General features: G+C 62.7%; 24 protein-coding genes. 7 read left to right on the top strand and 17 right to left on the bottom strand.

All coding sequences use genetic code 11. The features are described 5' to 3' along the window. Window positions 1–126: 126 nt before the first annotated feature. Both ACFHWW_RS15435 and ACFHWW_RS15430 read left to right on the top strand, forming a co-directional pair. Entirely contained in the window at window positions 127–1,539 is a 1,413-nt protein-coding gene (locus ACFHWW_RS15435) for a sensor histidine kinase (RefSeq protein ID WP_379939076.1), read from the top strand. After that, on the top strand, window positions 1,536–2,195 hold the full coding sequence (locus ACFHWW_RS15430) for a response regulator transcription factor (protein WP_102764556.1): 660 nt from the start codon (window positions 1,536–1,538) through the stop codon (window positions 2,193–2,195). Before ACFHWW_RS15435 ends, ACFHWW_RS15430 begins: the two co-directional genes overlap by 4 nt. Here ACFHWW_RS15430 and ACFHWW_RS15425 read toward each other — a convergent pair. Continuing rightward, window positions 2,185–2,643 (bottom strand): hypothetical protein, encoded by a 459-nt coding sequence (locus ACFHWW_RS15425; RefSeq protein WP_379939074.1) that lies wholly within the window; start codon window positions 2,641–2,643, stop codon window positions 2,185–2,187. The two genes, ACFHWW_RS15430 and ACFHWW_RS15425, sit on opposite strands and share 11 nt — an antisense overlap. Here ACFHWW_RS15425 and ACFHWW_RS15420 point away from each other — a divergent pair. Next, window positions 2,636–2,881, top strand: coding sequence for a hypothetical protein (locus tag ACFHWW_RS15420; RefSeq protein WP_379939072.1), 246 nt, complete (start codon window positions 2,636–2,638; stop codon window positions 2,879–2,881). The genes ACFHWW_RS15425 and ACFHWW_RS15420 overlap by 8 nt on opposite strands. 142 nt (window positions 2,882–3,023) lie before the next feature. Here the strand turns inward: ACFHWW_RS15420 and minE are convergent, their stop codons facing one another. From minE to asnB, 8 genes are all read right to left on the bottom strand, one after another. Next, complete coding sequence (gene minE, locus ACFHWW_RS15415) at window positions 3,024–3,287, bottom strand: cell division topological specificity factor MinE (RefSeq protein ID WP_003526351.1); 264 nt, start codon at window positions 3,285–3,287, stop codon at window positions 3,024–3,026. Next, complete coding sequence (gene minD, locus ACFHWW_RS15410) at window positions 3,284–4,099, bottom strand: septum site-determining protein MinD (protein WP_003526353.1); 816 nt, start codon at window positions 4,097–4,099, stop codon at window positions 3,284–3,286. The genes minE and minD overlap by 4 nt, the downstream gene beginning before the upstream one ends. 92 nt (window positions 4,100–4,191) lie before the next feature. Next, on the bottom strand, window positions 4,192–4,941 hold the full coding sequence (gene minC, locus ACFHWW_RS15405) for a septum site-determining protein MinC (RefSeq protein ID WP_379939069.1): 750 nt from the start codon (window positions 4,939–4,941) through the stop codon (window positions 4,192–4,194). Window positions 4,942–5,253: 312 nt separating this feature from the next. Beyond that, complete coding sequence (locus tag ACFHWW_RS15400; protein WP_379939067.1) at window positions 5,254–5,505, bottom strand: DUF1127 domain-containing protein; 252 nt, start codon at window positions 5,503–5,505, stop codon at window positions 5,254–5,256. 777 nt (window positions 5,506–6,282) lie between these two features. Then, window positions 6,283–7,287, bottom strand: coding sequence for an NAD(+) synthase (gene nadE / locus ACFHWW_RS15395; protein WP_379939065.1), 1,005 nt, complete (start codon window positions 7,285–7,287; stop codon window positions 6,283–6,285). Beyond that, window positions 7,284–8,831 carry a class I adenylate-forming enzyme family protein gene (locus ACFHWW_RS15390; RefSeq protein WP_379939063.1) on the bottom strand — a complete coding sequence of 516 codons (1,548 nt, stop codon included), beginning with the start codon at window positions 8,829–8,831 and terminating at the stop codon, window positions 7,284–7,286. Before ACFHWW_RS15390 ends, nadE begins: the two co-directional genes overlap by 4 nt. A gap of 28 nt (window positions 8,832–8,859) precedes the next feature. Then, window positions 8,860–9,126 carry an acyl carrier protein gene (locus ACFHWW_RS15385; RefSeq protein WP_010976177.1) on the bottom strand — a complete coding sequence of 89 codons (267 nt, stop codon included), beginning with the start codon at window positions 9,124–9,126 and terminating at the stop codon, window positions 8,860–8,862. Window positions 9,127–9,152: 26 nt separating this feature from the next. Beyond that, window positions 9,153–11,090, bottom strand: a complete 1,938-nt coding sequence (gene asnB / locus ACFHWW_RS15380; RefSeq protein WP_379939059.1) for an asparagine synthase (glutamine-hydrolyzing) — start codon at window positions 11,088–11,090, stop codon at window positions 9,153–9,155. Between the two features lie 353 nt (window positions 11,091–11,443). Between asnB and ACFHWW_RS15375 the strand changes: the two genes are divergently transcribed. Beyond that, window positions 11,444–11,566 carry a hypothetical protein gene (locus ACFHWW_RS15375; RefSeq protein ID WP_013850378.1) on the top strand — a complete coding sequence of 41 codons (123 nt, stop codon included), beginning with the start codon at window positions 11,444–11,446 and terminating at the stop codon, window positions 11,564–11,566. Between the two features lie 840 nt (window positions 11,567–12,406). Next, window positions 12,407–12,583: a hypothetical protein gene (locus ACFHWW_RS15370; RefSeq protein ID WP_018096274.1), complete on the top strand. Its 177-nt coding sequence runs from the start codon at window positions 12,407–12,409 to the stop codon at window positions 12,581–12,583. 26 nt (window positions 12,584–12,609) lie between these two features. On the opposite strand, the gene ACFHWW_RS15365 is transcribed toward ACFHWW_RS15370, so the two are convergent. Continuing rightward, a complete protein-coding gene (locus ACFHWW_RS15365; protein WP_379939056.1) occupies window positions 12,610–12,798 on the bottom strand; it encodes a hypothetical protein in 189 nt (62 codons plus the stop codon). A 90-nt stretch (window positions 12,799–12,888) separates the two neighbouring features. Here ACFHWW_RS15365 and ACFHWW_RS15360 point away from each other — a divergent pair, with 90 nt between their 5' ends. Together ACFHWW_RS15360 and ACFHWW_RS15355 are read left to right on the top strand one after the other, a co-directional pair. Beyond that, entirely contained in the window at window positions 12,889–13,803 is a 915-nt protein-coding gene (locus ACFHWW_RS15360; protein ID WP_100671403.1) for an aldo/keto reductase, read from the top strand. A gap of 37 nt (window positions 13,804–13,840) precedes the next feature. Continuing rightward, window positions 13,841–14,497, top strand: coding sequence for a DUF6064 family protein (locus ACFHWW_RS15355; RefSeq protein ID WP_379939054.1), 657 nt, complete (start codon window positions 13,841–13,843; stop codon window positions 14,495–14,497). 7 nt (window positions 14,498–14,504) lie between these two features. On the opposite strand, the gene ACFHWW_RS15350 is transcribed toward ACFHWW_RS15355, so the two are convergent. The 7 genes from ACFHWW_RS15350 to ACFHWW_RS15320 all read right to left on the bottom strand — a co-directional run bounded on the left by ACFHWW_RS15350 (window position 14,505) and on the right by ACFHWW_RS15320 (window position 21,600). Then, window positions 14,505–15,404: a carbohydrate ABC transporter permease gene (locus tag ACFHWW_RS15350; RefSeq protein ID WP_003526374.1), complete on the bottom strand. Its 900-nt coding sequence runs from the start codon at window positions 15,402–15,404 to the stop codon at window positions 14,505–14,507. A 13-nt stretch (window positions 15,405–15,417) separates the two neighbouring features. After that, window positions 15,418–16,350, bottom strand: a complete 933-nt coding sequence (locus ACFHWW_RS15345; protein WP_010976183.1) for a carbohydrate ABC transporter permease — start codon at window positions 16,348–16,350, stop codon at window positions 15,418–15,420. 89 nt (window positions 16,351–16,439) lie between these two features. Next, a complete protein-coding gene (locus tag ACFHWW_RS15340) occupies window positions 16,440–17,744 on the bottom strand; it encodes an ABC transporter substrate-binding protein (RefSeq protein ID WP_018096271.1) in 1,305 nt (434 codons plus the stop codon). A gap of 134 nt (window positions 17,745–17,878) precedes the next feature. Beyond that, window positions 17,879–18,946, bottom strand: a complete 1,068-nt coding sequence (locus ACFHWW_RS15335) for an ABC transporter ATP-binding protein (protein WP_018096270.1) — start codon at window positions 18,944–18,946, stop codon at window positions 17,879–17,881. Window positions 18,947–19,030: 84 nt separating this feature from the next. Then, entirely contained in the window at window positions 19,031–19,807 is a 777-nt protein-coding gene (locus ACFHWW_RS15330) for an SDR family oxidoreductase (RefSeq protein WP_379939049.1), read from the bottom strand. A 1-nt stretch (window position 19,808) separates the two neighbouring features. Continuing rightward, entirely contained in the window at window positions 19,809–20,792 is a 984-nt protein-coding gene (gene denD, locus ACFHWW_RS15325; RefSeq protein WP_379939047.1) for a D-erythronate dehydrogenase, read from the bottom strand. A gap of 43 nt (window positions 20,793–20,835) precedes the next feature. Then, entirely contained in the window at window positions 20,836–21,600 is a 765-nt protein-coding gene (locus ACFHWW_RS15320) for a FadR/GntR family transcriptional regulator (protein ID WP_018096267.1), read from the bottom strand. Window positions 21,601–22,025 lie beyond the last annotated feature (425 nt).

Below are 22,025 nucleotides of genomic sequence, written 5' to 3'. Positions count from 1 at the left end.
CAAAAGTCCCAAGATGCGCTATGACCAAGGGGTAAGGGATGGCGCGCGTTGACCGGCCGGCACGAAATGCTAATTTGGCGGTTGCAAAGAACGCAGCAGTGCCGGCGACGAATTGAGCGGGCCATCGTGAGATCTCTCGTGCACGTCGACGCCCTCATCAGACGGTGGAACTCTCAGCCGCTGGCGAAGCAGTTCCTCATTATCGGTGGCTCTGTAGCCGCCGCGGCGATGCTCGTCGTCGGCGCCTTCGTGACGAGCCTTATAGAGGACGCCGTGACGCGCAACTCCGCGGCCACCACGGCGCTCTATGTCGACAGCGTGATTGCGCCGCTCCTGCCCGACATGCAAACGACGCAGGTGCTCGACGATTCGGTGGCACGTGCGCTTGACGAAACGCTTGGGCAGGGCGCTTTGGGTGATCGGCTTGCTTCATTTCGCCTCTGGCGTGCCGACGGCACGGTTCTCTATTCGAGCGACAAGGCCATGGTCGGTCAGAAGTATGAGCTGGGTCCGGAGCTGACGGCAGCATTCGACGGCGGCATGGTCGCTCGTTTCATGCCTCTCGACGAGGCCGACGGCGAGACGGAGCGCCTTTCGAGCAGTCCTCTCCTGGAGATCTACAATCCCCTTCTCCAACCCTGGTCCGGCGAGGTGGTCGCCGTCTCGGAATTCCACGAGATTGCCGACGAATTCGAGCAGAGCCTCAATCGGGCGAGGCTTCACACGTGGCTCGCCGTTGCCGGCTTCACGCTCGCCTTCTTCATCGCCCTTTCGGCCATCGTCCTGCGCGGCAGCAGAACGATAGAGAAGCAGCGCCATGCGCTTGCGCAGCGCGTCGACGAGCTTTCGGCGCTGCTTGCGCAGAACGAGACACTGCGCGGGCGCCTGCGCCAGGCCTCCCAGCGAGCGACCGCGCTGAACGAGACCCTGTTGCGGCGGATCGGCGCCGATCTGCATGACGGGCCGGCGCAACTCGTGGCCTATGCTTCGCTGCGACTGGACAGCAACAAGCTTGTCAGCCCCAAGACGCCCGCCGAACTGCGCGAGCGTGAGATCGCCGCCATCAAGGGCAGCCTCGACGAGGCGATGAACGAGATCAGAACGCTGTGCAGCGGGCTGGTCCTGCCGCAGATAGAGACCGCCGGCCTGAGGAAAATTCTGGAGCGCTGCGTCCACGCCCATGAACAACGAACGGGAACCACCGTGGAGTTGTCGATGACCGACCCGCCCGAGCGCCTTTCGGCATCGGCGAAGATCTGCATATACCGTTTCGTGCAGGAAGCGCTTAACAATGCCTACCGTCACGGCGGCGGCATCGCGCAGCGCGTGACGCAGAGCACGAAGGGTGACAAGGTTACCGTCGAGGTTGCAGACGGCGGGCCGGGCTTCGACCCCAAAGACGTACGGCCGACGAGCCTCGGCCTCGCGGGCCTTGAAGGCCGGGTCGAGAGCCTCGGCGGAACATTCGAGATCAACCCCAACGCACCCGGCACGATTGTCCGGATGTCGATCGGTTTTGAGGAAACGGAGCAGGCATGATGACGGGAATTCGAGTAGCCGTGGTCGATGACCACCCCTTGTTCAGGGAGGGTGTGACACGGAGCCTGTCGGAGATCGACGGGTTCGAGGTCGTCGCCGAAGGCGGGTCGCGGGACGAGGCGATCGCGATTGCGCAAAATTTCAACCCTGATGTGATGCTGCTCGACATCTCCATGCCGGGCGGCGGGCTGAACGCCATTCCGGCGATCCTGAGCGTCGCGCCCTCACAAAAGATCGTCATGCTGACCGTTTCCGAGGCGAATGACGACGTCGCTGCAGCTCTCAAGGAAGGCGCGAAAGGTTACCTTCTCAAGGGGATCGGTGCGAGGGCGCTGGCGGACGTCATTCGCACTGTCGCCTCAGGCGAGAGCTATGTCGCCCCCACCCTTTCCGCCAAGCTGCTGACGGGCCAGCTGGCCAATCCCGCACCGGCCAAATCCAACCTCGTTGCCGAGCTGACGCGGCGCGAACAGGAGGTCCTGCACCTCGTCGCCTCGGGAATGAGCAACAAGCAGATTGCCCGAAAGCTCGATCTGCACGAGAAAACGGTGAAACATCACATGACGCAGATCATGGCGAAGCTTGACGTCGCCAACCGGACGGAGGCCGCCATGGTACTGCGCGACGCGCTCGACTGGCGTCCTGTCAGTCAATGAAGGACAGAAGCCGTTTCCGGTCGGCCGACGTTGCACGCCGGTTGACAATAGTGCGCCCGCGCGAATCCTTCATGATATAACGGGCGCCTTCGATCACCTCGCTGATGCCGTCCCGGTGACGTACGCGCAAGACGGAGCCGCCCCCTTCCACGGACGTCGTTGCTTTTCCGCTTGCCCGGCCGGAATTCGAATTGCCGCCGCCCTTACCGTTTCCGCCGCCGCCCCCGTTTCCACCGCCGTTGCCACCGCCTCGTCCGCCGCCATTGCCACCGCCTCGTCCGCCGCCGCCACCGCGCCCGCCGCCGCTACCACCGCCCTTGGCGAGAGCGGATTGCGGTTCCAGTTCGATGCCTGAGCCCGACAGCGCGATTTTGTAAGGCGATACGGCGATGGGAAGGCCGACCGAAACCCAGCACAGTGCTGCAAGAAAGTTTCGACGCGTGACCATCACGCTCCTCCTGAAGAGTTTTTACCGGGATGCGCCTGATCGCGGTCTCGCGAATGCCTTGACGCTATCACCGATCGTCGGCGTCGCCGCCGACCCGACAACAGTCCACCGGGAAAGCCCGACACTCGCTTTCGCCGGCTGTTGCGCCATCTTTGGTCACGGCCTGACCGGTGCGTCAACTGCAATCGGGGTGTCTCAGACGTTTCGCTTTCGCCGGTCGGACGATCGTCCGATGTGATTCGGACGAAAGTCCGACGACGGGGCGCGGTGGCCAGGCGAAAGCCGTACTGCAGCCTCCCGAACGAGAGGCTGCAGGAAGGGATATCCATCCGGTTGCCATTCGCGCAACCTGGCCGGACCATGGTGCCGCTGCGGCCGGCTCAGGCCGCCCGCACGCCCGCCTTCATCGGTATCTCGATGTCGACTTCGAGCGTGGTGACGTGCTCGCCGCGTTCCATCGTGACGTTAACCTTGTCGCGGTCGACCTGGACATGCTTGGCGATGACCGCGAGAATTTCTTCCCGGAGCACCGCAACGAGGTCCGACTGGCCGACCGACGCCCGCTCATGCGCCAGCAGCACCTGCAGGCGCTCGCGCGCCGTCGGCGCCGAGGTCTGCTTGCTGAAGAAACGGAAAATGCTCATGCTGCCCTCCGTCCGAATATCTTGCCCAGGAAGCCGCGCTTCTCGCCGGGAATGGTCATCGGCACCGTTTCCCCCGCAAGGCGGCGCGCGGCATCCAGATAGGCGCGCGCCGGAGCGCTGCTGCTGTCGGCGAGCGTCACCGGGGCACCGAGGTTGGAAGCCTTGAGAACGTCCATGCTTTCGGGAACGATTCCGATGAGCGGGATCGACAGGATCTCGAGAACGTCATCGACCTTGAGCATGTCGCCGCGCTCGGCGCGGACGGCGTCGTAGCGCGTCAGCAGCAGGTGCTTCTCGACCCGCTCTCCGCGCTCTGCCCTTTCGGTCTTGGCATCGAGCAGGCCGATGATGCGATCGGAGTCGCGGACCGATGAGACTTCCGGATTGGTGACGATGACGGCGAGGTCGGCGTGGCGCATCGCGAGCGTCGCGCCGCGCTCAATCCCGGCCGGGCTGTCGCAAATGATCCAGTCGAAGTGTTTCTTGAGCTCTTCCATCACCCGCTCGACGCCCTCGGGGGTCAGGCTGTCCTTGTCGCGGGTCTGCGATGCCGGCAGCAGGAAGAGGGTGTCGAGCCGTTTGTCGCGGATCAGCGCCTGCGGCAGCTTCGCGTCGCCCTGGATCACGTTGACGAGGTCGTAGACGACCCGGCGCTCGGCGCCCATGACGAGGTCGAGATTGCGCAGCCCGACGTCAAAATCGACGACGACCGTTTTCTCGTTGCGCTGCGCCAGCGCCGCACCCAGTGCGGCGGTTGACGTCGTCTTGCCGACGCCGCCCTTTCCAGATGTAACTACAACTACTTTCGCCATCTTCCCGCTCCTGTTGTCAGAGCGGGAGGAAAACTGTGAGCGGTTTCCGCCCGCATCCCCGCTCTAATTCTATAAATCAGCCGGCGACCGGCTCAGTTCAGTCTTTCTGCCATGATCGAATCGCCTTCCAGCCACAGCTGGACCGACTGCCCGCGCAGATTGGGGGCCATGTCCTCGGCCGTCTTGTAGACGCCGTCGATTGCCAGCAGTTCCGCTTCGAGCCGGCGGCAGAAGATGCGCGCAGACGCGTTTCCGACCGAGCCTGCCAGCGCCCGCCCTCGGAGCGTCCCGTAGATATGGACCGAACCTCCTGCGACGATCTCCGCGCCGGATGCGACGGAGCCAATCACCGTCACGTCGCCTTCCGGGAAGATGACCGACTGTCCGGACCGAACCGGTTCCCGGACGATGATCGATGCCGTCGCCCGAACCGGCTGAACGTCCTCCGACGTAATCGGCGCAGCGGCCTTTCCCTTGCCGGCCTTCGGCGGATCGGCCGGATCGGCCTCGGGTACTTCGAAATCGGGAGCCGGCCGGCCGCCCTTCATGGCAGGCGGCATCCCCGGCTCGAAAAGCGAGGGACGCCCGCCTTCGATCCCCATGACCCTGACATTGCGCTGGCCGAGCTCGTCGAGCAGGCTCTTCAACTGTTTCCGGTCGATCTCGAGATCTGCCACATCGAGCACCACCGGGCGCCCCAGGAAGAAGCCCGCCGAACGCGAAGCGAGGTCATCGAGCCGGCCAAGCCACCAGTCGAGCGGCAGTTCCGGGGAAAGCACCAGCGCCAGGAAGGAGCGGCCCTTGATGCGGATCGAGCGAGCGTCTGTTAGCACTTTGGTCATCTTCGTTAATTTTTGGTTGCCAAGATGTAGGCGAGCCATGGTTAACAAACAGTTAACCGGGCCTCCTTCTTTGCCGATCTTCGGTCCGTTTCGCCCCTGCACGACGGGAAGTTTCCGTCACGCGCGAGCCCGTCTGTCCAAGATGAGACTCGACGGAACCGGCGACCAGTTCTAGGCAGCATGGTGACGAGGGGAGCTTGCACAGGGCTGACGAAGGCGGGATGCCCATGCGGGAAGAATTGACCGCTGCCCCGTAATCGGGGGGAGAGCTGCGAACCTCTCCCCCCGCACTTCTCAGGGTTTGCCTCCAGGTCAATCCGGACGCCTTGCCCTGGCCTGGATGAAGGCGTCTATGTCCCAGATGGGAAATTCCTCCTCCGCCTCCGGAAGGCCGATATCGCGGCGCATCCGATTCGACAGGTGAGAGATCTGGTTTTGCGCCTGATGGCGCCTCCATGCGGCCGACATCAGTGCCCGTGCGGTCTTCCAGACGCCGAATTTACGGTAAAGCTCATCGGCCGCCGCCGCGAGGGGTTCGACAACTATTGCTTGTGGTTCACGCATGACTGTCCGTCCCGGCGCGGTGATGCAGCCAGGTCCTTTCGAGGATCAAAAGACGTGCGGATGCGGAACGCAACAATGCGAACAATTGTCCCGTCAGCCGGTCACGTCAGTTAAAAGGGAAGCGCCAAATGGCGGAGATGCGGGCTTGTGAGCCTCAGATCAGTAGCGGCTGAAGCCAGATGCGCGTCGCATCGAAGGCACGATAGCCGTTCCGCCACAGAGGCGCACAAACACGAGATTGGAATTCATCTTACGCCTCCTCTGATTTGAATTGCGGATGAGGTGATCCTCGCACGAGACAGGCCGATCGGCAAGCACTCAATTTCGAATTGCAATCGGCGCTTCATCCCTGTTGCGGGAATACAACAGTCTTCGCATGAGAAGGCGCATCCGTGCGGCAAGGCACGTCGTTCAACTGCATCTATTATTGCTTGGCGAGACTCATGTTACGCTAACGGCGCATCTCCGGTTGAACGCATGGCGGCCGATTCTCTACTCGCCGTCGTGCAGTCGATCGAAGATGATCGTCAGCAGCGGAGAAAACACCATGAACCGCAACGTTATCATTGGCATTATCGTGCTCGCGATTATCATTCTCGCGGTCATATTCTTCATGCCAGGGACGGCTGAAACGCCCCCGGCGACTGAAACGACTCCCCCGGCGACGACGGAGCCCGCGCCCACAGAACCGGCACCGGCACCGACGACACCTGCACCCTCTCAATAAAGCCGGCCGATCGCACGCCCCGTTTAAGGACGGGGCGTGCGATCGGATTCTTACTCGATCTCCTCGACCGGCTGCACCAGCTGCGGCCCGAGATGCAGGTAGCGCGTGGCCTTGCGCTTGGCGGCAATATCCGCCCAGACGCGCTCGACCTGAGCCGCGCCTAGATTTGCCGCGCGTCCGACCTCGTCGGCGCTGATCCCGTTGTTGAGGCCGAAGAGGCACAGATCCATTCGGTCATAAGGCAGCGAGAAATAGAACTCTTCCTGCGTCTGCTCGAGCGAATAGGTGTCGGTGGTCGGCGGCCGGCGCCGGATTTCCTCGGGAACGCCGAGATAACCGGCAAGCGCATAGACCTGCGACTTGTAAAGATGGGCGATCGGCTTGACGTCCGCCGCGCCATCGCCGTTCTTGACGAAGAAGCCCTGATCGTATTCCAGCCTGTTCGGCGTGCCGAGCACGGCAAAGTTCAGCCGGTCGGCATGGTAGTATTCGATCTGCTTGCGGGTGCGCTGCTTCATGTTCGTCGCGGCGACGATGCCGAGATAGACGGAAGGCGGCATCCGCAGCTTCGTCTGCTTCCCCGCGGGGTCCTGCACCACGAGCGAGGAAATGTTGTAGCCGTCGCCTTCGAGCGCATTGGCGATGACGATCTTCGACGCCCAGCCCGGCCCGTAATCGGGGACGAGTTCGCGAATGAAGGCGTCACGCCGCTGATAGCAGCCCATGGCGTCGAGCGTCGGTCCGATGTCCTCGACCACCGCCTCTACACCGAACGTCTCGGCGACCAGCCGTCCGAGGTGCAGGCTTTCCGGATCGGAATCGTTTTCCGGCATGAAGAGGCAGAAGACGTTCTTCGCACCGACGGCGCGCACGGCCAGCGCGACCGAGACGCTCGAATCGATGCCGCCGGAAAGGCCGAGGACGAGGCCGCGTTTGCGCAGGCTGCGCAGCTGGGCCCGCAATCCGGCCACTATACGGTCGACCTCCGCAGCTTCGTCGATTTTCAGCGTGTCGGCCGAGAAGACGAGCCTGTTCTGGTCCGGTCGGATATTCATTCTGCGGGCTCCAATGTTTCGGCCGCAAGGCGGCGGCTGACTTTTCCTGTATCCGTCTTCGGCAATTCGGTGCGGAATTCGACGATTTTCGGCACCATGAAATCCTCGAGATGGCGGCTGCAATGACGGATGATGTCCTTCTCCGTCAGCGTCGGGTCCGACAACACGACGAGAGCGCCGATCGCGGCCCCAAGCACCGGATCGGGAACACCGATGACCAGGGCCTCGGCAATTCCGGGATGCGCATGCAGCACGGTCTCGACCTCCTTGGGCGCCACCTTTTCGCCGCGCGTCTTGATGATGTCGTCCTTGCGGCCGACGAAATAGAGGAAACCCTCCTCGTCGGTACGGAACAGGTCACCGGTGTGAAGCACCTTTTCCCATGGATTAGGGCCGGGGCGGAGCATGCGCTCGGTCGCGGCGTCATTGCGCCAGTAGCCCTGCATCACATGCGGGCCGCGAATGACCAGTTCGCCGGCTACACCGGGCGGTACCCGGTTCCCCTCGTCATCGACCACGAAGGCTTCGGTGTTCGGTATCGCGATCCCGACGGAACCCGGCCGCCGGTCTAGCTCTTCCGGCGGCAGATAGGTGCAGCGCTTGCATTCCGTCAGTCCGTACATGGAATAGAGCCGGGCGCCCGGGAAAAGCTCTCTCAGGCGGGCGATATGCGCCGGCGGCAGTGCCGCCGCGGTATTGGAGAGAAAACGAAGGCTCGGGAGAAAGCCGGGTTCGAGGTCACGCATCTGCAGGATCATTGCCGCCATGGTCGGCACCAGCGGGAAGCCGGTAACCCCTTCGGTCCGGATACGGTCGAAGATCGCCTGCGGGAAGGCGAATGACTTTTCGAGTACGAGCGTCGCGCCGAGCCGGATCGCCATCAGCAGTTGATAGAGCCCGTAGTCGAAGGCGAGCGGCAGCACGTTCAGGATGATGTCGTCAGGCGTGTTCTGGAGATAGGAGGTGATCGACTCCGAAGCCGCATCGATATTGCGATGCGTCATCATCACGCCCTTGGGACGGCCCGTCGAGCCCGAGGTATAGATCAGCATGCCGAGGTCGACGTCGATGCCGCCGTGGCGGACGGGCGCAGGCGCAACCGTCAGGCATTCCTCAAAGGAAACGGCACCGTCCGGGATGCGGCCCCCCGGACCCGCGGTCGAAGCGACGAATGGCGCATGGCCCCGAGCAAGCGCCAGCGCCTCGGCAACGACCGGCATCAGCTTGGCCTGCGCCAGGATAGCCGCCGCCTCGCAATCGGCGACGATATAGGCAAGTTTGTCCGCCTTGGTCGAAGCATTGATAGGGCTGAAGGTCGCACCGGCCTTGAGGATCGCGAAGATCGCGACGGCCGCCTCCCAGCAATTGTCCATGAAGACAAGAACCCGGTCGTTCCGCTGCACGCCGCTTTCGGCAAGAGCGGCGGCGAGGCGGCTCGAAAGATCGTCGAGTTCGGCATAGCCTAGCCGCCGGCGATCGGTGACCAGCGCCGTCTTTGCCCCGTTTGCCGCGGCGTTCCTGATGAGGAATTGCTCGAACCGCATGATGGTGGTGCCCCCCGCCCTTCGCCGCTTACGCCGAGACCGGCACGGCGGCTTTCGCTTCGATGAACGCCGAAATCCGCGCGAGCGAGTCGAGATTTTGCGGGACGATGTCGGCATCGGCCATCACGATCCCGAAATCGTCTTCGATGAAGGCCACCAGTTCCAGAACGCCGGTCGAATCGATGATGTCGTTCTCGATCAGCGAAGCGTCGTCGGCGAGTTCGTATGCGCTGTCGCCGAAGAGAAAGTTCTCGATGACGAATGCCTTGACCTTGTCCTTAATCGCTTGGGTCATTCCACTATCCTTTTCTCCAAGGGTTTTTACGCGGCCTCAGCCTTGCGAAGGCTGGTGCCGGTGAATGTCTGCAGCCAGAGTTGCGTCGAGAGGACGCCGACGAAGGCCGCATTGTCGCGGAAACCGGAGGCCGGGCGCGACTGGCATTTCTCGTAGAGTTTCGTTACCGCTTTGGCGTTGAAGAGCCCACCGGCGGCGACCGCGTCCTCGCACATGGCCGACCGCACATAATCGAGTTCGCCCGCGCCGCTGAAGGAGTGGCTGTCCGGAGCGCGATAGGGCTGCTTCGTCCGCCGGCCGATCGCCGGCGGCAGCAGATCTTTCGTCGCTTCGCGCAGGATATGCTTCTCGACGAGCCCTTTGAGCTTCATGTCCGGCGGCAGCTTTGCGGCGAATTCGACGAGGCGGTGGTCGAGGAACGGGAAACGGCCCTCGATCCCATGCGCCATCGCCATGCGGTCGCCCTGGCTCGAGAGAATATATCCGGGCAGCAGGAAGCGGCTTTCGAGATATTGGGCCTGATGCAGCGGATGCCAGCGGCCAAAGGCGGCGGGGAGCCGACTGACCAACTCTTCCGCCGCATCATAACCCTTGAGTTCGGCGCGCAGGTCCGAAGAGAAGAACATCTTGGTTGCCGCCGTGCCCTTGAGGCGTGGCCGATGCGAAAAGAGCGGGTCGTCGAGGGCCACGTCGCCGGCGCCGAAAAAGGCGGCGAGATACTCGGCCGATTGCTGCTGCAAACCGGGCAGATAGGGGTAGAGCTTGCGGAAGAGGTGCGGCCTGAGGCGCGAGCCGGGTTGCCGGCCGCAGAAGCGGCGAACGCGCGCTTCCTTGAAGATGTCATAACCGGCGAACACCTCGTCGGCGCCCTCGCCCGTCAGCACCACTTTCAGACCCGCTTCCCGCACCAGGCCGGACAATTTGTAGAGCGGTGCGGGCGCAGTGCGGATGATCGGCTTCTCCGTAAAGCGGATGACATCGGGAAAGTCCCTGGCGATGTCGCCGGCGCGGCATGCGACAGCCCTGTGCTCGGTTCCGAGTGCCGCTGCCATCTCCTCCTGGAAGGCGCTTTCGTCATGCTCCGCGCTGTCGAAGGTGACGGAGAAGGTGCGCAAGCCTTGGGACGTCATCCCGGCCGCCAACGCCGAGATTATGGACGAATCGAGGCCGCCGGAAAGATAGGCGCCGACGGGCACATCGGCCCGCATGCGGATCCGCGTCGCGTCCGTCAGGAGCGCGCGCAGTTCCTCCGCAGCGCGGCTTTCCTGCGCGTAGGCTGAGCGCTCGTCGCGGTCCGGATAATCGAGCTGCCAATAGGGCCGTGTCGTGATGCCTTTCTGATCGGCGATCATCAGATGCCCGGGCTCGAGCTCGTGGATGTCACGGAAGGGTGTGCGCGGCGCGATCGGCGCCCATAGGGTGAATATCTGGTCGAGCGCGATCGGGTCGATCTCCGCGGAGACCCCCGGAACTTCGAGGAGCGCCTTGACCTCGGATGCGAAATAGAGCGTGCCGCCTTTCAACGTGTGGAAGAGTGGACGCACACCCATGCGGTCGCGCGCGAGCACCATCCGGCGGCGACGTGCGTCCCAGATCGCAAAGGCGAAGTCGCCGTTGAGGACGGAAAGACAATCCGCGCCCATCTCTTCGTAAAGATGGAGGATCACCTCCGTATCGCTGGAGGTGCGGAAACGGCGGCCCCTGGCGCGCAGGTCGTCGCGCAACTCCACATAGTTGAAGATTTCGCCATTGAAGGCGATCGTCAGCTCGCCGCTCGGGTCGGACATCGGCTGCTGGCCGTCCCCAAGCCCCACAATCGACAGCCGGACATGACCGAGGCCGGCACCCGGCACGGTGAAGATCCCACGCTCGTCCGGCCCGCGGTGGCCGATCGCGGCCGTCATCCTCTCGAGAAGGGGCTTACCGTCCCGTATTGAACCAAGATACCCGCCGAATCCGCACATGCCTATTCGCTCTCACGCCCGCAATGACACCCTAAATATAGACTGAATACCGGCGAGAATAGTTAATCAGCCGGGCTTTTTTCAATAATGGTAAATTGTCTTCTTGGCCTCGATAATAATCGCTGCATCCTTGCCCGCATAATATTCACATTTACTTTGATACATTTTTATGCTTATTTTACTAAAATGGGATGCATCAACAAATCATCCAATCTTAACGGATGGATAACGGGACCGCGCGCCGCCCAGGTTCTTTCACATTGCAGGCCTCGAGGCGTGGAACGCGCAGTTTCCATTTTGTTAAGAAAAAGCGTCCAATCTTAACGTTTGAGCTGCACATCTCGGAGCACATGATGAGCTACGATTGGACCGGCGAGCGGACACGTCGGATGAAGATGATGAGATATGCGATCGCCATTGCCCTCGCCCTTGGGCTTATCGCCGGCGCGGCATCCTGGACGCTGCAGACCATCTAGGCCCGAGCGAGCGCCACTGCATGTTTCTATTGATCGTAGCCGATCAAAGGACAAAAACATGCAGTACCTCAAAGTGCTACAGCGACTTTTCGGCAATCTCTCCTCCGTTCTCATCCCTGTGCTTGTCACAGGGATGAGAACAGGCCGCGTCTGCTGCGCGGGAAGAGTTGTTTCAGCCCAAGGACTTGGTCTGGCTGGATTCCTGTGACAAGCACAGGAATGAGGGACCGGGGATGTGCGACTGCTACAGCTTTCACTTGCGAATATGCGGGGGATGATCAACCTGTGACGCAATGAAACCCGCCGAGGGGTTGCACCCTCTCTACCCTCATCCCTGTGCTCGTCACAGGGATCCAGCAGCGCCGCGTCCGCGGCGCGGGAAGCGTTCTTTCAGACCAAGGACCTGGTCTGGGTGCATTCCTGTGACAAGCACAGGAATGAGGCGATCAAACAAACCGCGGCGGGTGGACCGAATCTCAACAGGACTTAGGCCGTCGCGCATTCGGCTTGCCCGGCAGGCAAAGGCGCCCGACACATCTTTTCTAACTCGAATTGAGTAAACGCTAAACCTTGACGCGAGCGCGCCCCGGGAGTGAAATCCGGGTTGAGGCGTATGCCTTGAGGCCGCCCGCCGAATGCTATTGAGGAGGCGGCCTCACCAGTTTCGAGGGGACGATAGGTGGACCCCGCCGCATAACCGATCAGCAGCAGCGCGGGTTCACCTATCGGGTCAGGCCAGTTCGAGGCATACCAGGACGCTATATTTTCACGATTTGCATAATGGCGCGGGAACAAAGCAGTTCCTTGCGTGTTCTTCGACGCAGCCGCGTGGAGGGTCGAATGCAGAGAAAATTCATGCCGACGGACGTATTCCTGCGCCTCGAGAAGGAATGGCAGCACATGCGCCATGCAAAGCACAATCTCGAGATCGAGGCCGTTCCTGCGAACGACCAGCGCATCGACGGTATCAATGAACTGGAGCCCTCCGCGATTCCGCGGAACGCCCATAGGAGCTAGTCCGCTTAGTCCCCCCAGATTACCAATCATCGCGTTCCACTATCGACGATCCGGAATTCCGCCATATCGGGCAGCACCACCGCGCCCGCCGAAACATCCAGCAGTCCGCCGGGCAGCGTCACGGCGATCGAATTCAGGCTCGGCGACCGGAATTTCACGGCGCTCGGAGCCGGTCCTCTCGATACTTTGCCGGTCTTTAACGGCACCGCGCTCACGACTTCGTGGCTGCAGAGTAGCGCCGCAGGGGTTATTATCCCGCCCCATGAGCCACAGGCTCGATTGTTTCGGGCCGAAGGGAGCGAGCGATGACCTTCACGCGGCGTGCAGTCGTTCAGGGGCTAGGCATCGGTATGTCGCTGCCGCTCATGCCGCGGGCGCGGGGCCAGGCTGCCGACCTCACGACGCGCGTCATACCGAAGAGCGAAGAAGCGCTGCCGCTGGTCGGCCTCGGCACCTGGATCACTTTCAACGTCGGAGACGACCCCGTCCTGATGGACGAATGCGCCGCCGTGATCGCTGCCTTCTTCGAAGGCGGCGGTCGGATGATCGATTCCTCGCCGATGTACGGATCGTCCCAGCCGACCATCGGCTACGGCCTCCGTAAGCTCGGACATCCGAAGCAGCTCTTCTCGGCGGAAAAGGTCTGGATGTCGGACCCCGGCGAAGGCGCGGCCCAGATCGAGGCTTCGAAGGGCTATTGGGGCGTCGAGAAATTCGATCTCATGCAGGTTCACAATCTCGTCTCCTGGGAAGCGCACCTGCCCGCGCTCTTCGAGATGAAGGCGGCAGGCCGGCTGCGCTATGTCGGCATCACCACCTCGGAGGGGCGCAGGCACCGCGAGATCGAGCAGGTCATGGCGACCCGGCCGATCGATTTCGTCCAGGTCACCTACAATATCCTCGACCGCGAGGCGGAGGAGCGCATCTTGCCGCTGGCGCAGGAGAAGGGCATTGCCGTGATCGTCAACCGGCCGTTCCGACAGGGCGATCTGATCCGGCAGGTCGAAGACGAACCGTTGCCGTCTTGGATTGCCGAGACCGGCGCCCGCAGCTGGGCGCAGTTTCTCCTGAAGTTCATCATTTCGCATCCGGCGGTCACCTGCGCAATCCCCGCGACTACGCGCGTCGACCATGTAGGGGAGAACCTGGAGGCTGCGAGAGGCATCCTGCCCGACGAGAAGCTGCGCCGCCGCATGGCCGCCTATGTGGAGGCGCTGTGAAGCACGATCCTGTCGCACGTGATATGGATTTGACGTGATGTCGGACTGGGGGACCTACACGCTCGCGGATTTCCTGATGTTTTCGCCGCGCGTCTATTTCCGCCTTGTCGAACGCTACAATCAGGGACTCTGGCCGCTTCAGCCGGTCTTCGTCGCGGGCGCGCTTGCCATCCTTTTCGCCACTGCGACGGACGGACGGCGCGCCCGCGCCGCGGCCATGGCGACGCTCGCCCTGGCCTGGCTCTTCTGCGCGTGGCAATTTCTCTGGCTGCGTTACTCCACCATAAACTGGGCGATGTCCTATGCGACGGCGGCCTTCATGCTGCAGGCCGGTCTGCTGCTTCTCGCGGTCCGGTGGACGCAAGGCGGCGTATTGCCCGCGAACAGCCTGCGCCGCCGTGGCGGCATCGGCCTGATGGTCTTCGGCTCGCTCGGCTATCCTTTCGGCCCGCTGCTTGCCGGCCGCGCGCCCGCCTCGGCCGAAACCTTCGGGGCAATGCCGGACCCGACCGTTGCCGTGACCCTCGGCGCCCTTCTGGCGCTCATGCCGCAGAAGCTGTGGCTGCTTCTGCCCATTCCGGTCCTCTGGTGCGTCTTCAGCGCGCTCACCCTTCTGGCCATGGAGGATGCAGGCGCCTGGGTGCCATTCGCGGTGATCGTCGCGACATTTGTCCTCCTCGTCGTCAGACGTTGACGGGAGCTCACTCCTTCACCGCTCCCGTCATCGACGAGACGTAATAATCGACGAAGAAGGAATAGAGAATGACCACGGGCAGCGAACCGAAGAGTGCGCCCGCCATCAGTGCGCCCCATTCGAAGACGTCGCCGCGCACCAGTTCCGTCAGCACGCCGACCGGTACTGTCTTGTTTTCCGAAGACTGGATGAATGTCAGCGCGTAGATGAACTCGTTCCACGAGAGCGTGAAGGCGAAGATGCCGGCCGATATCAGGCCCGGCACGGCGAGCGGCAGGATGATCTTGACCAGAATCTGCCAGCGCGTGGCTCCGTCCACCAGCGCGCTTTCTTCCAGTTCGAAGGGGATCGAGCGGAAATAGCCCATCAGGAGCCATGTGCAGAACGGTATGAGGAACGTCGGATAGGTGAAGATCAGCGCCAGCTTGGAATCGTAGATGCCGAATTTGAAGACGATGAAGGCGAGCGGAATGAACAGGATCGACGGCGGCACCAGATAGGCGAGGAAGATCAGCAGCCCGACGGGCCGCGCGCCGGTGAAGCGCACCCGCTCGATCGCATAGGCCGCGAAAACCGATGCGGCCAGCGACAGGATGGTCGAGCCTACGGCCACCAGCATCGTGTTCCAGAGCCAGCCCGGATAGGAGGTTTCGAAGAGCAGATACTTGATGTGGTCGAGCGTCGGACGGACCACCCAGAACGGGCTGTAATTGTTGTAGTCGGTCAGCTGCGCATTCGGCTTCACCGCCGTGATCGCCATCCAGTAGAAGGGGAAGAGCAATACGAAGACGAAGACCGCCATCGGCAGGTAAAGCACGACGATCCGCCGCGGCAGGCGGTTCAGATAGCTCATGCCCTCGGCCGTGTCGGTGAGGACCTCGTCGTCGGTTCGTGTGGTCGTGTTCATTTTGTCCTCCCGCTCAATCCTGGCCGCCCTGCTGCCATTTGCGGCGTTGCAGACCGAAGAAGCTGAACATGATGGCGGCAAGCAGGAAGGGGATCATGGCGACGGCGATCGCCGCCCCCTCCCCGAGCTGCCCGCCCGGAATGCCGCGCTGGAACGAGAGCGTCGCCATCAAGTGGGTTGCATTGACCGGCCCGCCCTTGGTCAGCACGTAGATCAGCTGGAAATCGGTGAAGGTGAAGAGCACCGAGAAGGTCATGACGACCGCGATGATCGGGGTCAGCATCGGCAGGGTTACATAGCGGAAACGCTGCCAGCTGGTGGCGCCGTCGAGCGAGGCTGCCTCCTGCAGCGAAGCCGGGATCGTCTGCAGGCCGGCCAGAAGCGAGATCGCCACGAAGGGAATGCCGCGCCAGACATTGGCGGCGATGACGGAAGCGCGCGCGTTGTTCGGGTCGCCCAGGAAGTTGATCGGCCCGTCGATGATGCCGAGCTGCATCAGCGACCAGGAGATGATGGAAAACTGCGAATCGTAGATCCACCAGAAGGCGAGCGCCGAAAGCACCGTCGGCACGACCCAGGGCAGGAGCACGATCGCGCGGAAGAAGGATTTGAAAGGCAGGTTTTCGTTCAGCAGCAGCGCCAGCCAGAGCCCGAGCACGAATTTCAGGATCGACGCCACGAAGGTGTAGAGCAGCGTGTTGTAGACCGAGAGCCAGAAGACCGAATCCCGGGCCAGGAACTCGTAATTCTCGATCCCGATGAAGACGCCGTCGCGGCCTATGCGTGTGTCGGTGAAGCCGAGCCAGACGCCCAGCCCGAGCGGATAGGTCAGAAAGCAGATCAGAAAGACGGCTGCCGGCAGCATGAAAAGGAAGCCGAGCACATTGTTGTTCTGCATCAGCGAAGCCGTGGTGGACGGCTTTCCGGACGGCGTTATGGAGGACATCGGGCTTCTCCGGCTGGAGGAACGGATCTCGAGGCATTTGCCGGCAGCGTTTGCTGCCGGCTCTGAGGCGGCCCGTCGGCCGCGGGGGGTCAGACGCGATAATAGCGGTTCGCCCGCCGTTCGGCCTCGATGATGGCGTCTTCCGGCGTTGCCTGGCCCGTGACCGCACTGGCGAACATGTCGACCAGGACGTAGTCGGCCATTACGCCTGCCGAGGCATAGCCGAGCGGTCCGGCGTAGCCGTTCGGCCGCAGCGTCTCCGAGGCGCGCGCATAGGGCGCGTGGATCGGGTCCGAGGTCCAGACCGGGTTGTCGGCAAAGGCCTTTAGCGGCTGGCAGCAATAGGCGCTCGATCCCTCGATCCAGGCGTTCATCTGGTCGGCTTCCATCATGAACTTGAGATAGGCCTTGGCGGCCTCGGGATACTTGCTGTGCTTGAAGAGCAGGATCGAGCTCGTCTGGTGGAGTTCGACGCTCTGGCCGACCGGACCGACGGGGAAGTTGGTCGTGCGGATGTCGGCCGCAAGCTCCGCAAGCGCCGCGTCCTTCTTGGCCGCATAGTAGAGCGAGACGCCGTTTGCCGTCAGCGATACCTGGCCCGCAAGGAAGGCGCGGTTGTTGTTGATGTCGAGCCAGCTTTCGGTGCCCGGGATGAAGGTCTCGTATAGCGACTTTGCGTAATTGACCGCTGCGAGCGTCTCCGGGCTGTTGATCGTGACCTTGCCGCTCTCGTCGACCATCTTTCCGCCATGGCTCCACAGCAGCCAATGGGCGTAGTTGTTGCCGTCGCCAACCGCTTTGCCGTGGGGGAAACCGGCCGGGGTTCCCTTGGCCTTGAGGGCCTTGCAGAGTTCGAGAAAGCCGGCGGTGTCCTTCGGGAATTCACTGAAGCCGGCCGCCTTCATGTGGCTCTCGCGGTAGCAGACGGCGTTGCCGATCGCGGCCAGAGGCATGGCGATGAACTGGCCGTCGCGGCTGGCATACCCCTTCAGGCCGTCGTACCATCCTCCATATTTGTTGCCGAGATAGTCGGCGAGCTCCGTCAGGTCGACGAGCTTGTCGGGGTATTGATGTGCGTCGTCGAACCAGCACATCACCATATCCGGACCGGAGCCGACATTGGCGGCAACCGCCGCCTTCGGCCGGATGTCCTCCCAGCTTTCCTTGTCGATGCGGACTTCGACGCCCGTGGCTTCCGTGAACTTCTTGGTATTGGCGATCCAGGCGTCTTCATCGCCCTTGACGAAGGGCGTCCATCTGAGAAGCCTGAGGCTTGCCCCCTCCTCCGGCTTGTAGCTCGGCTCGGCCTGCGCGAAGGACGGGCGGATGCCCAGACCCGCAACGCCGGCGAGTGCGGCGGAGGTTGCGAGAAAATCACGTCTCTTTATCGGCATGCTACTCCTCCTCAAAATGCGGGAGCGTCTTCCTCCGGCATTCACCGTCCCGCTTGGCGAATGCGGCTTGAGCGATGCCGGCGATTGCCTGGCATCTTTATGGGCCACGAAGGCTCCTCCCTTCGTCAGCGACGTCAGCCGACCAGCCGCCGTCCCGTTCCGGCGTCGAACAAGTGCACATGCGCGGCATCGATCGCGAGATGGATCGTTTCGCCGGGCTTGGCATTCACCCTCTCGCGGAAAACACAGGTCACATCGTGCCCACCGAGCCTTGCGATCAGCTGCGTCTCATAGCCGGTCGGCTCGATCACCGCGATTTCGGCCGGCAGCCCGTTCGGGTCGAGCGCCATGTATTCGGGCCTGAGACCGTAGACGAGATCGCGCCCTTGGGCCGCTGCCGCCGGCTGCGCCACGGGCAGAGCCGTTCCGTCGGCGGTGAGGAAGGCATTCGGATTGTCCGGATCGAGGCGGCCCTTGAGCATGTTCATCGCAGGCGAGCCGATGAAACCGGCCACGAAGAGATTGGCGGGGTTGTCGTAGAGCTCGAGCGGTGCGCCGATCTGCTCGACGATGCCGTCATGCATGACGACGATCTTGTCGGCCATGGTCATCGCCTCGATCTGGTCGTGCGTCACGTAGACGGTCGTGGTTTTCAGCCGCTGATGCAATTCCTTGATCTCGGCGCGCATGGCGACGCGCAGCTTCGCGTCAAGGTTGGAAAGCGGTTCGTCGAAGAGAAATACCTGCGGGTCGCGCACGATCGCCCGCCCCATGGCGACACGCTGTCGCTGACCGCCGGAAAGCTGACGCGGATAACGGTCCAGCAGCTTCGAAAGGCCGAGGATTTCGGCCGCCACGCCGACGCGCTTGTCGATCTCGGATTTGGGTCTGCTTGCCAGCATCAGGGAGAAGGCCATGTTGTCGGCGACCGTCATATGCGGATAGAGCGCGTAGTTCTGGAACACCATGGCGATGTCGCGGTCCTTCGGCGGCAATCGGTTGACCACCTGATTGCCGATGCGAATTTCGCCCGCGGTGATGTTTTCGAGACCCGCCAGCATCCGCAGCAAGGTGGATTTGCCGCAACCGGAAGGGCCGACGAGAATGACGAACTCGCCATCCTCGATCTCGATGTTCACGCCCTTGATGACAGGGAAAGCACCGAAGGACTTCCGAACATCGACAAAATCCACGCCTGCCATTTGCGTTCCTCCCAGAACTGATCTTTACCCTTGCGCCCGCCAAATTCATCGTTTGCGCGATCGCGCCAGGCTGAAAACCTCTTTTTATCCGCGGCCGACCAGCGGCATCCTGGTCGCCATCACGGTCATCGTTAGAACATTGGCCGAGAGCGGCAGGCTCGCCATGTAGACGACCGCCTCGGCGATGTGCTCGATCGGTATCGTCGGCTCCGCCGCAACCTCGCCATTGGCCTGCAGCACGCCGGTGCTCATCCGCGCCGTCATGTCGGTCGCAGCATTGCCTATGTCGATCTGACCGCAGGCGATGTCGTGCATCCGGCCATCGAGCGCCGTCGATTTCGTGAGGCCGGTAATGGCGTGCTTGGTCGCGGTATAGGGCGCCGAATTAGGCCGCGGCGTCTGCGCGGAAATCGAGCCGTTGTTGATGATCCGGCCGCCCCGCGGCGTTTGCGCCTTCATCAGCCGGAAGGCATGTTGCGTACACAGAAAGGCGCCCGTCAGGTTCGCCGCGACGATACCGTTCCACTGTTCGAAGGTCACCTCTTCGAGTGGCACGGGCGGCACGTTCGAGCCGGCATTGTTGACGAGGAGGTCCAGCCGGCCGAATTCCGCCCGGACGGCGGCGAAGAGAGCCGCGACCTGATCCGGATCGCCGACGTCGCAGACGACCGCGCGGACGATATCGCCGGTCCGCCCGCCGATTTCGCCGGCCGCAGCCTCGAGTACATCCGGACGGCGGCCGGTGATGACGACGCTGTAGCCTTCCGCACTCAAGGCCTGGGCTATGCCCCGGCCGACACCGGTCCCGCCGCCCGTGACCAGCGCGATCCTGCCCTCGCCCGATCCCTTCGCCTGCGCCATCTCAGATCCTTCCTCCGAGTTCGTCTTCGATATGGATGCGGATGATCTCGTCGAAATTGCTTTCGGCCGTAAAGCCGAGTTCTCGGGCACGGCGGGCATCGAAGTCGGTCGCCCAGCCGGAGACGATCGTGCGGATCACCGGGTCCGGTTCGCGGCGGATGAGGCCCACGGCCTTCCGGCCGGCAATGCGGCCGAGCGCCTCTATCTCCTCGCCGACCAGCGCCGAAAGCCCCGGCATGGTGAGGTTTCGCCGCGGTCCGATGATATCGGTATCCATTCGCGCCGCATGGATGAAGAAGCCCACGGCCGAGCGCGGGCTCGCGAACCAATGCCGGACATTCTCGTCCACCGGCAGGATAGCCTCCTGGCCGACGAGCGGCTCGCGCAGGATGTTGGAAAAGAAGCCGGATGCGGCCTTGTTCGGCTTTCCGGGCCGTATGCAGATGGTCGGTAGCCGAATGCCGATACCGTCGAAGAAGCCGCGGCGGGTATAATCGGCGAGCAGCAGCTCGCAGATCGCCTTTTGCGTCCCGTAACTGGTGAGCGGCGTCGTGAAGAACTCGTCGCCGATCTTTTCCGGGAACGGCTGGCCGAAGACGGCGATAGAGGAGGCGAAGAGGACGCGCGGGAGGTAGCGCTCGCGCTGTCCCTCGCGGCGGATCGCCTCGAAGAGCGCACGCGTGCCGTCGAGATTGACCAGGTAGCCTTTGTCGAAGTCGGCCTCCGCCTCTCCCGAGACGATCGCCGCGAGGTGGAAGATCACGTCGGGCCGCGACGAGATCAGGCGCTCTGCGCTGCCCTCGGTGGACAGGTCGATGGCAAGCGTCGTCGCAAGCGACGAAAGCGCCGGAGGCACGGGCGGCTCAGCCACGTCCGCCAACGTCAGGCTGGCGATCTCGCGTCCCAGAGATTCGGGCTCCGCGGCCAGCCTTTCGACCAGCTTCCGGCCGATCATGCCGGCGGCACCTATGACCATTACATGCATTTTCGGCGAACCTCCTCCTGTTCAGCCACCCGGTCGGTCCTGCTCAGCTTGACTTTCTGTTCGTTCCGTCTGCCTCCTCGTCCGCCAGCAGAGCCTTCGTCGTCTCATAGATCCGGATCAGATGATGGTGAAAGGCGGCAACGACGGCCGCCCGGTCATGCCGCCTCAAGGCGGCGACGATGTCGCTGTGATCCTTGTAGCTCGCTTCGATTGCTCCCGGCCGTGACATGGCGCTGCGCCGGTAGTCCATCATATAGGTGTAAAGGTCGGTGACAAAATCGGAGAGCAGCGGATTGCCGCAGGCCCGGTAGATCGCCACGTGGAACTCGCGGTCGCAGATCAGAAAGCGCATCGCGTCGTCACCGCAGATCTTCTGCGCATCGAGAAGGCTGTCAAGCTTGCGCAGCGCCTCTTCGTCGATGTTTTCGGCCGCGTCGCCCACCACCTTCAACTCGATATGGAGCCTTGCGGCGTGAACGTCCTCGAGATCGTAGCTGTCGATCGCGTTCGGAGAAGCGATCGTCACTGTGACATGGCTGAGATCGACATTCCCGACGCGGGTTCGGCTTCCTTGCGACACCTCGACCACACCGCGCGCCGCCAGCGTCTGGATAGCGCCGCGCACGGTCTCGCGGCTCACATGGAGCACGCTCGCAAGTTCGCGTTCGCCCGGCAGCACGTCGCCGGGCCTCAGCATGTTGGTCGCAACCAGCACCATAAGCTTGTCGGCAATGAGGTCGCGCGCGGTACGGCGCTCGAGGCTCTTCCCGACTTTCGGCATATGCGTGAGGATTGGACTTCCGTTCACCGCGGCCTCCCAACTGATCCACTGGTTGGTCCAGCAGGTCAGTATGACGAATAGAGGGCTTATCGGAAGGTGCGGTCAAGACAGGTTCGTTGCGGCAGCGCACCAATAATGCACGGCGCCGTTGTGCGGCGCCGTGGGACCGGACACGCTCGGCCTGCCCCTCATCCGCCTGCCGGCACCTTCTCCCCGCAAGCGGGGCGAAGGGACTAGCCGGCCAGCTTAGTGGCCCCAAGCATTTTTCAGGGCAGGTCCCCTCTCCCCGCCAGCGGGGAGAGGGCTAGGGTGAGGGGCAAAATGCGGGTTCAGACCGGGTAGATTGTCGACAGATTAGACCGGGATGATTGTCGACAGGTTAGATTGGCATCTGAGGGGGACCTTTTGATGCCGTTTAACGAGACTTGTCGGATGGAAGAGCGGGTTCGGAT

Source organism: Sinorhizobium sp. P24N7 (genome assembly GCF_042436655.1).
Lineage (GTDB): Bacteria > Pseudomonadota > Alphaproteobacteria > Rhizobiales > Rhizobiaceae > Sinorhizobium > Sinorhizobium meliloti_A.
The sequence above is the reverse complement of the archived record's forward strand: the minus strand, read 5'-3'. Positions and strand labels throughout refer to the sequence as shown.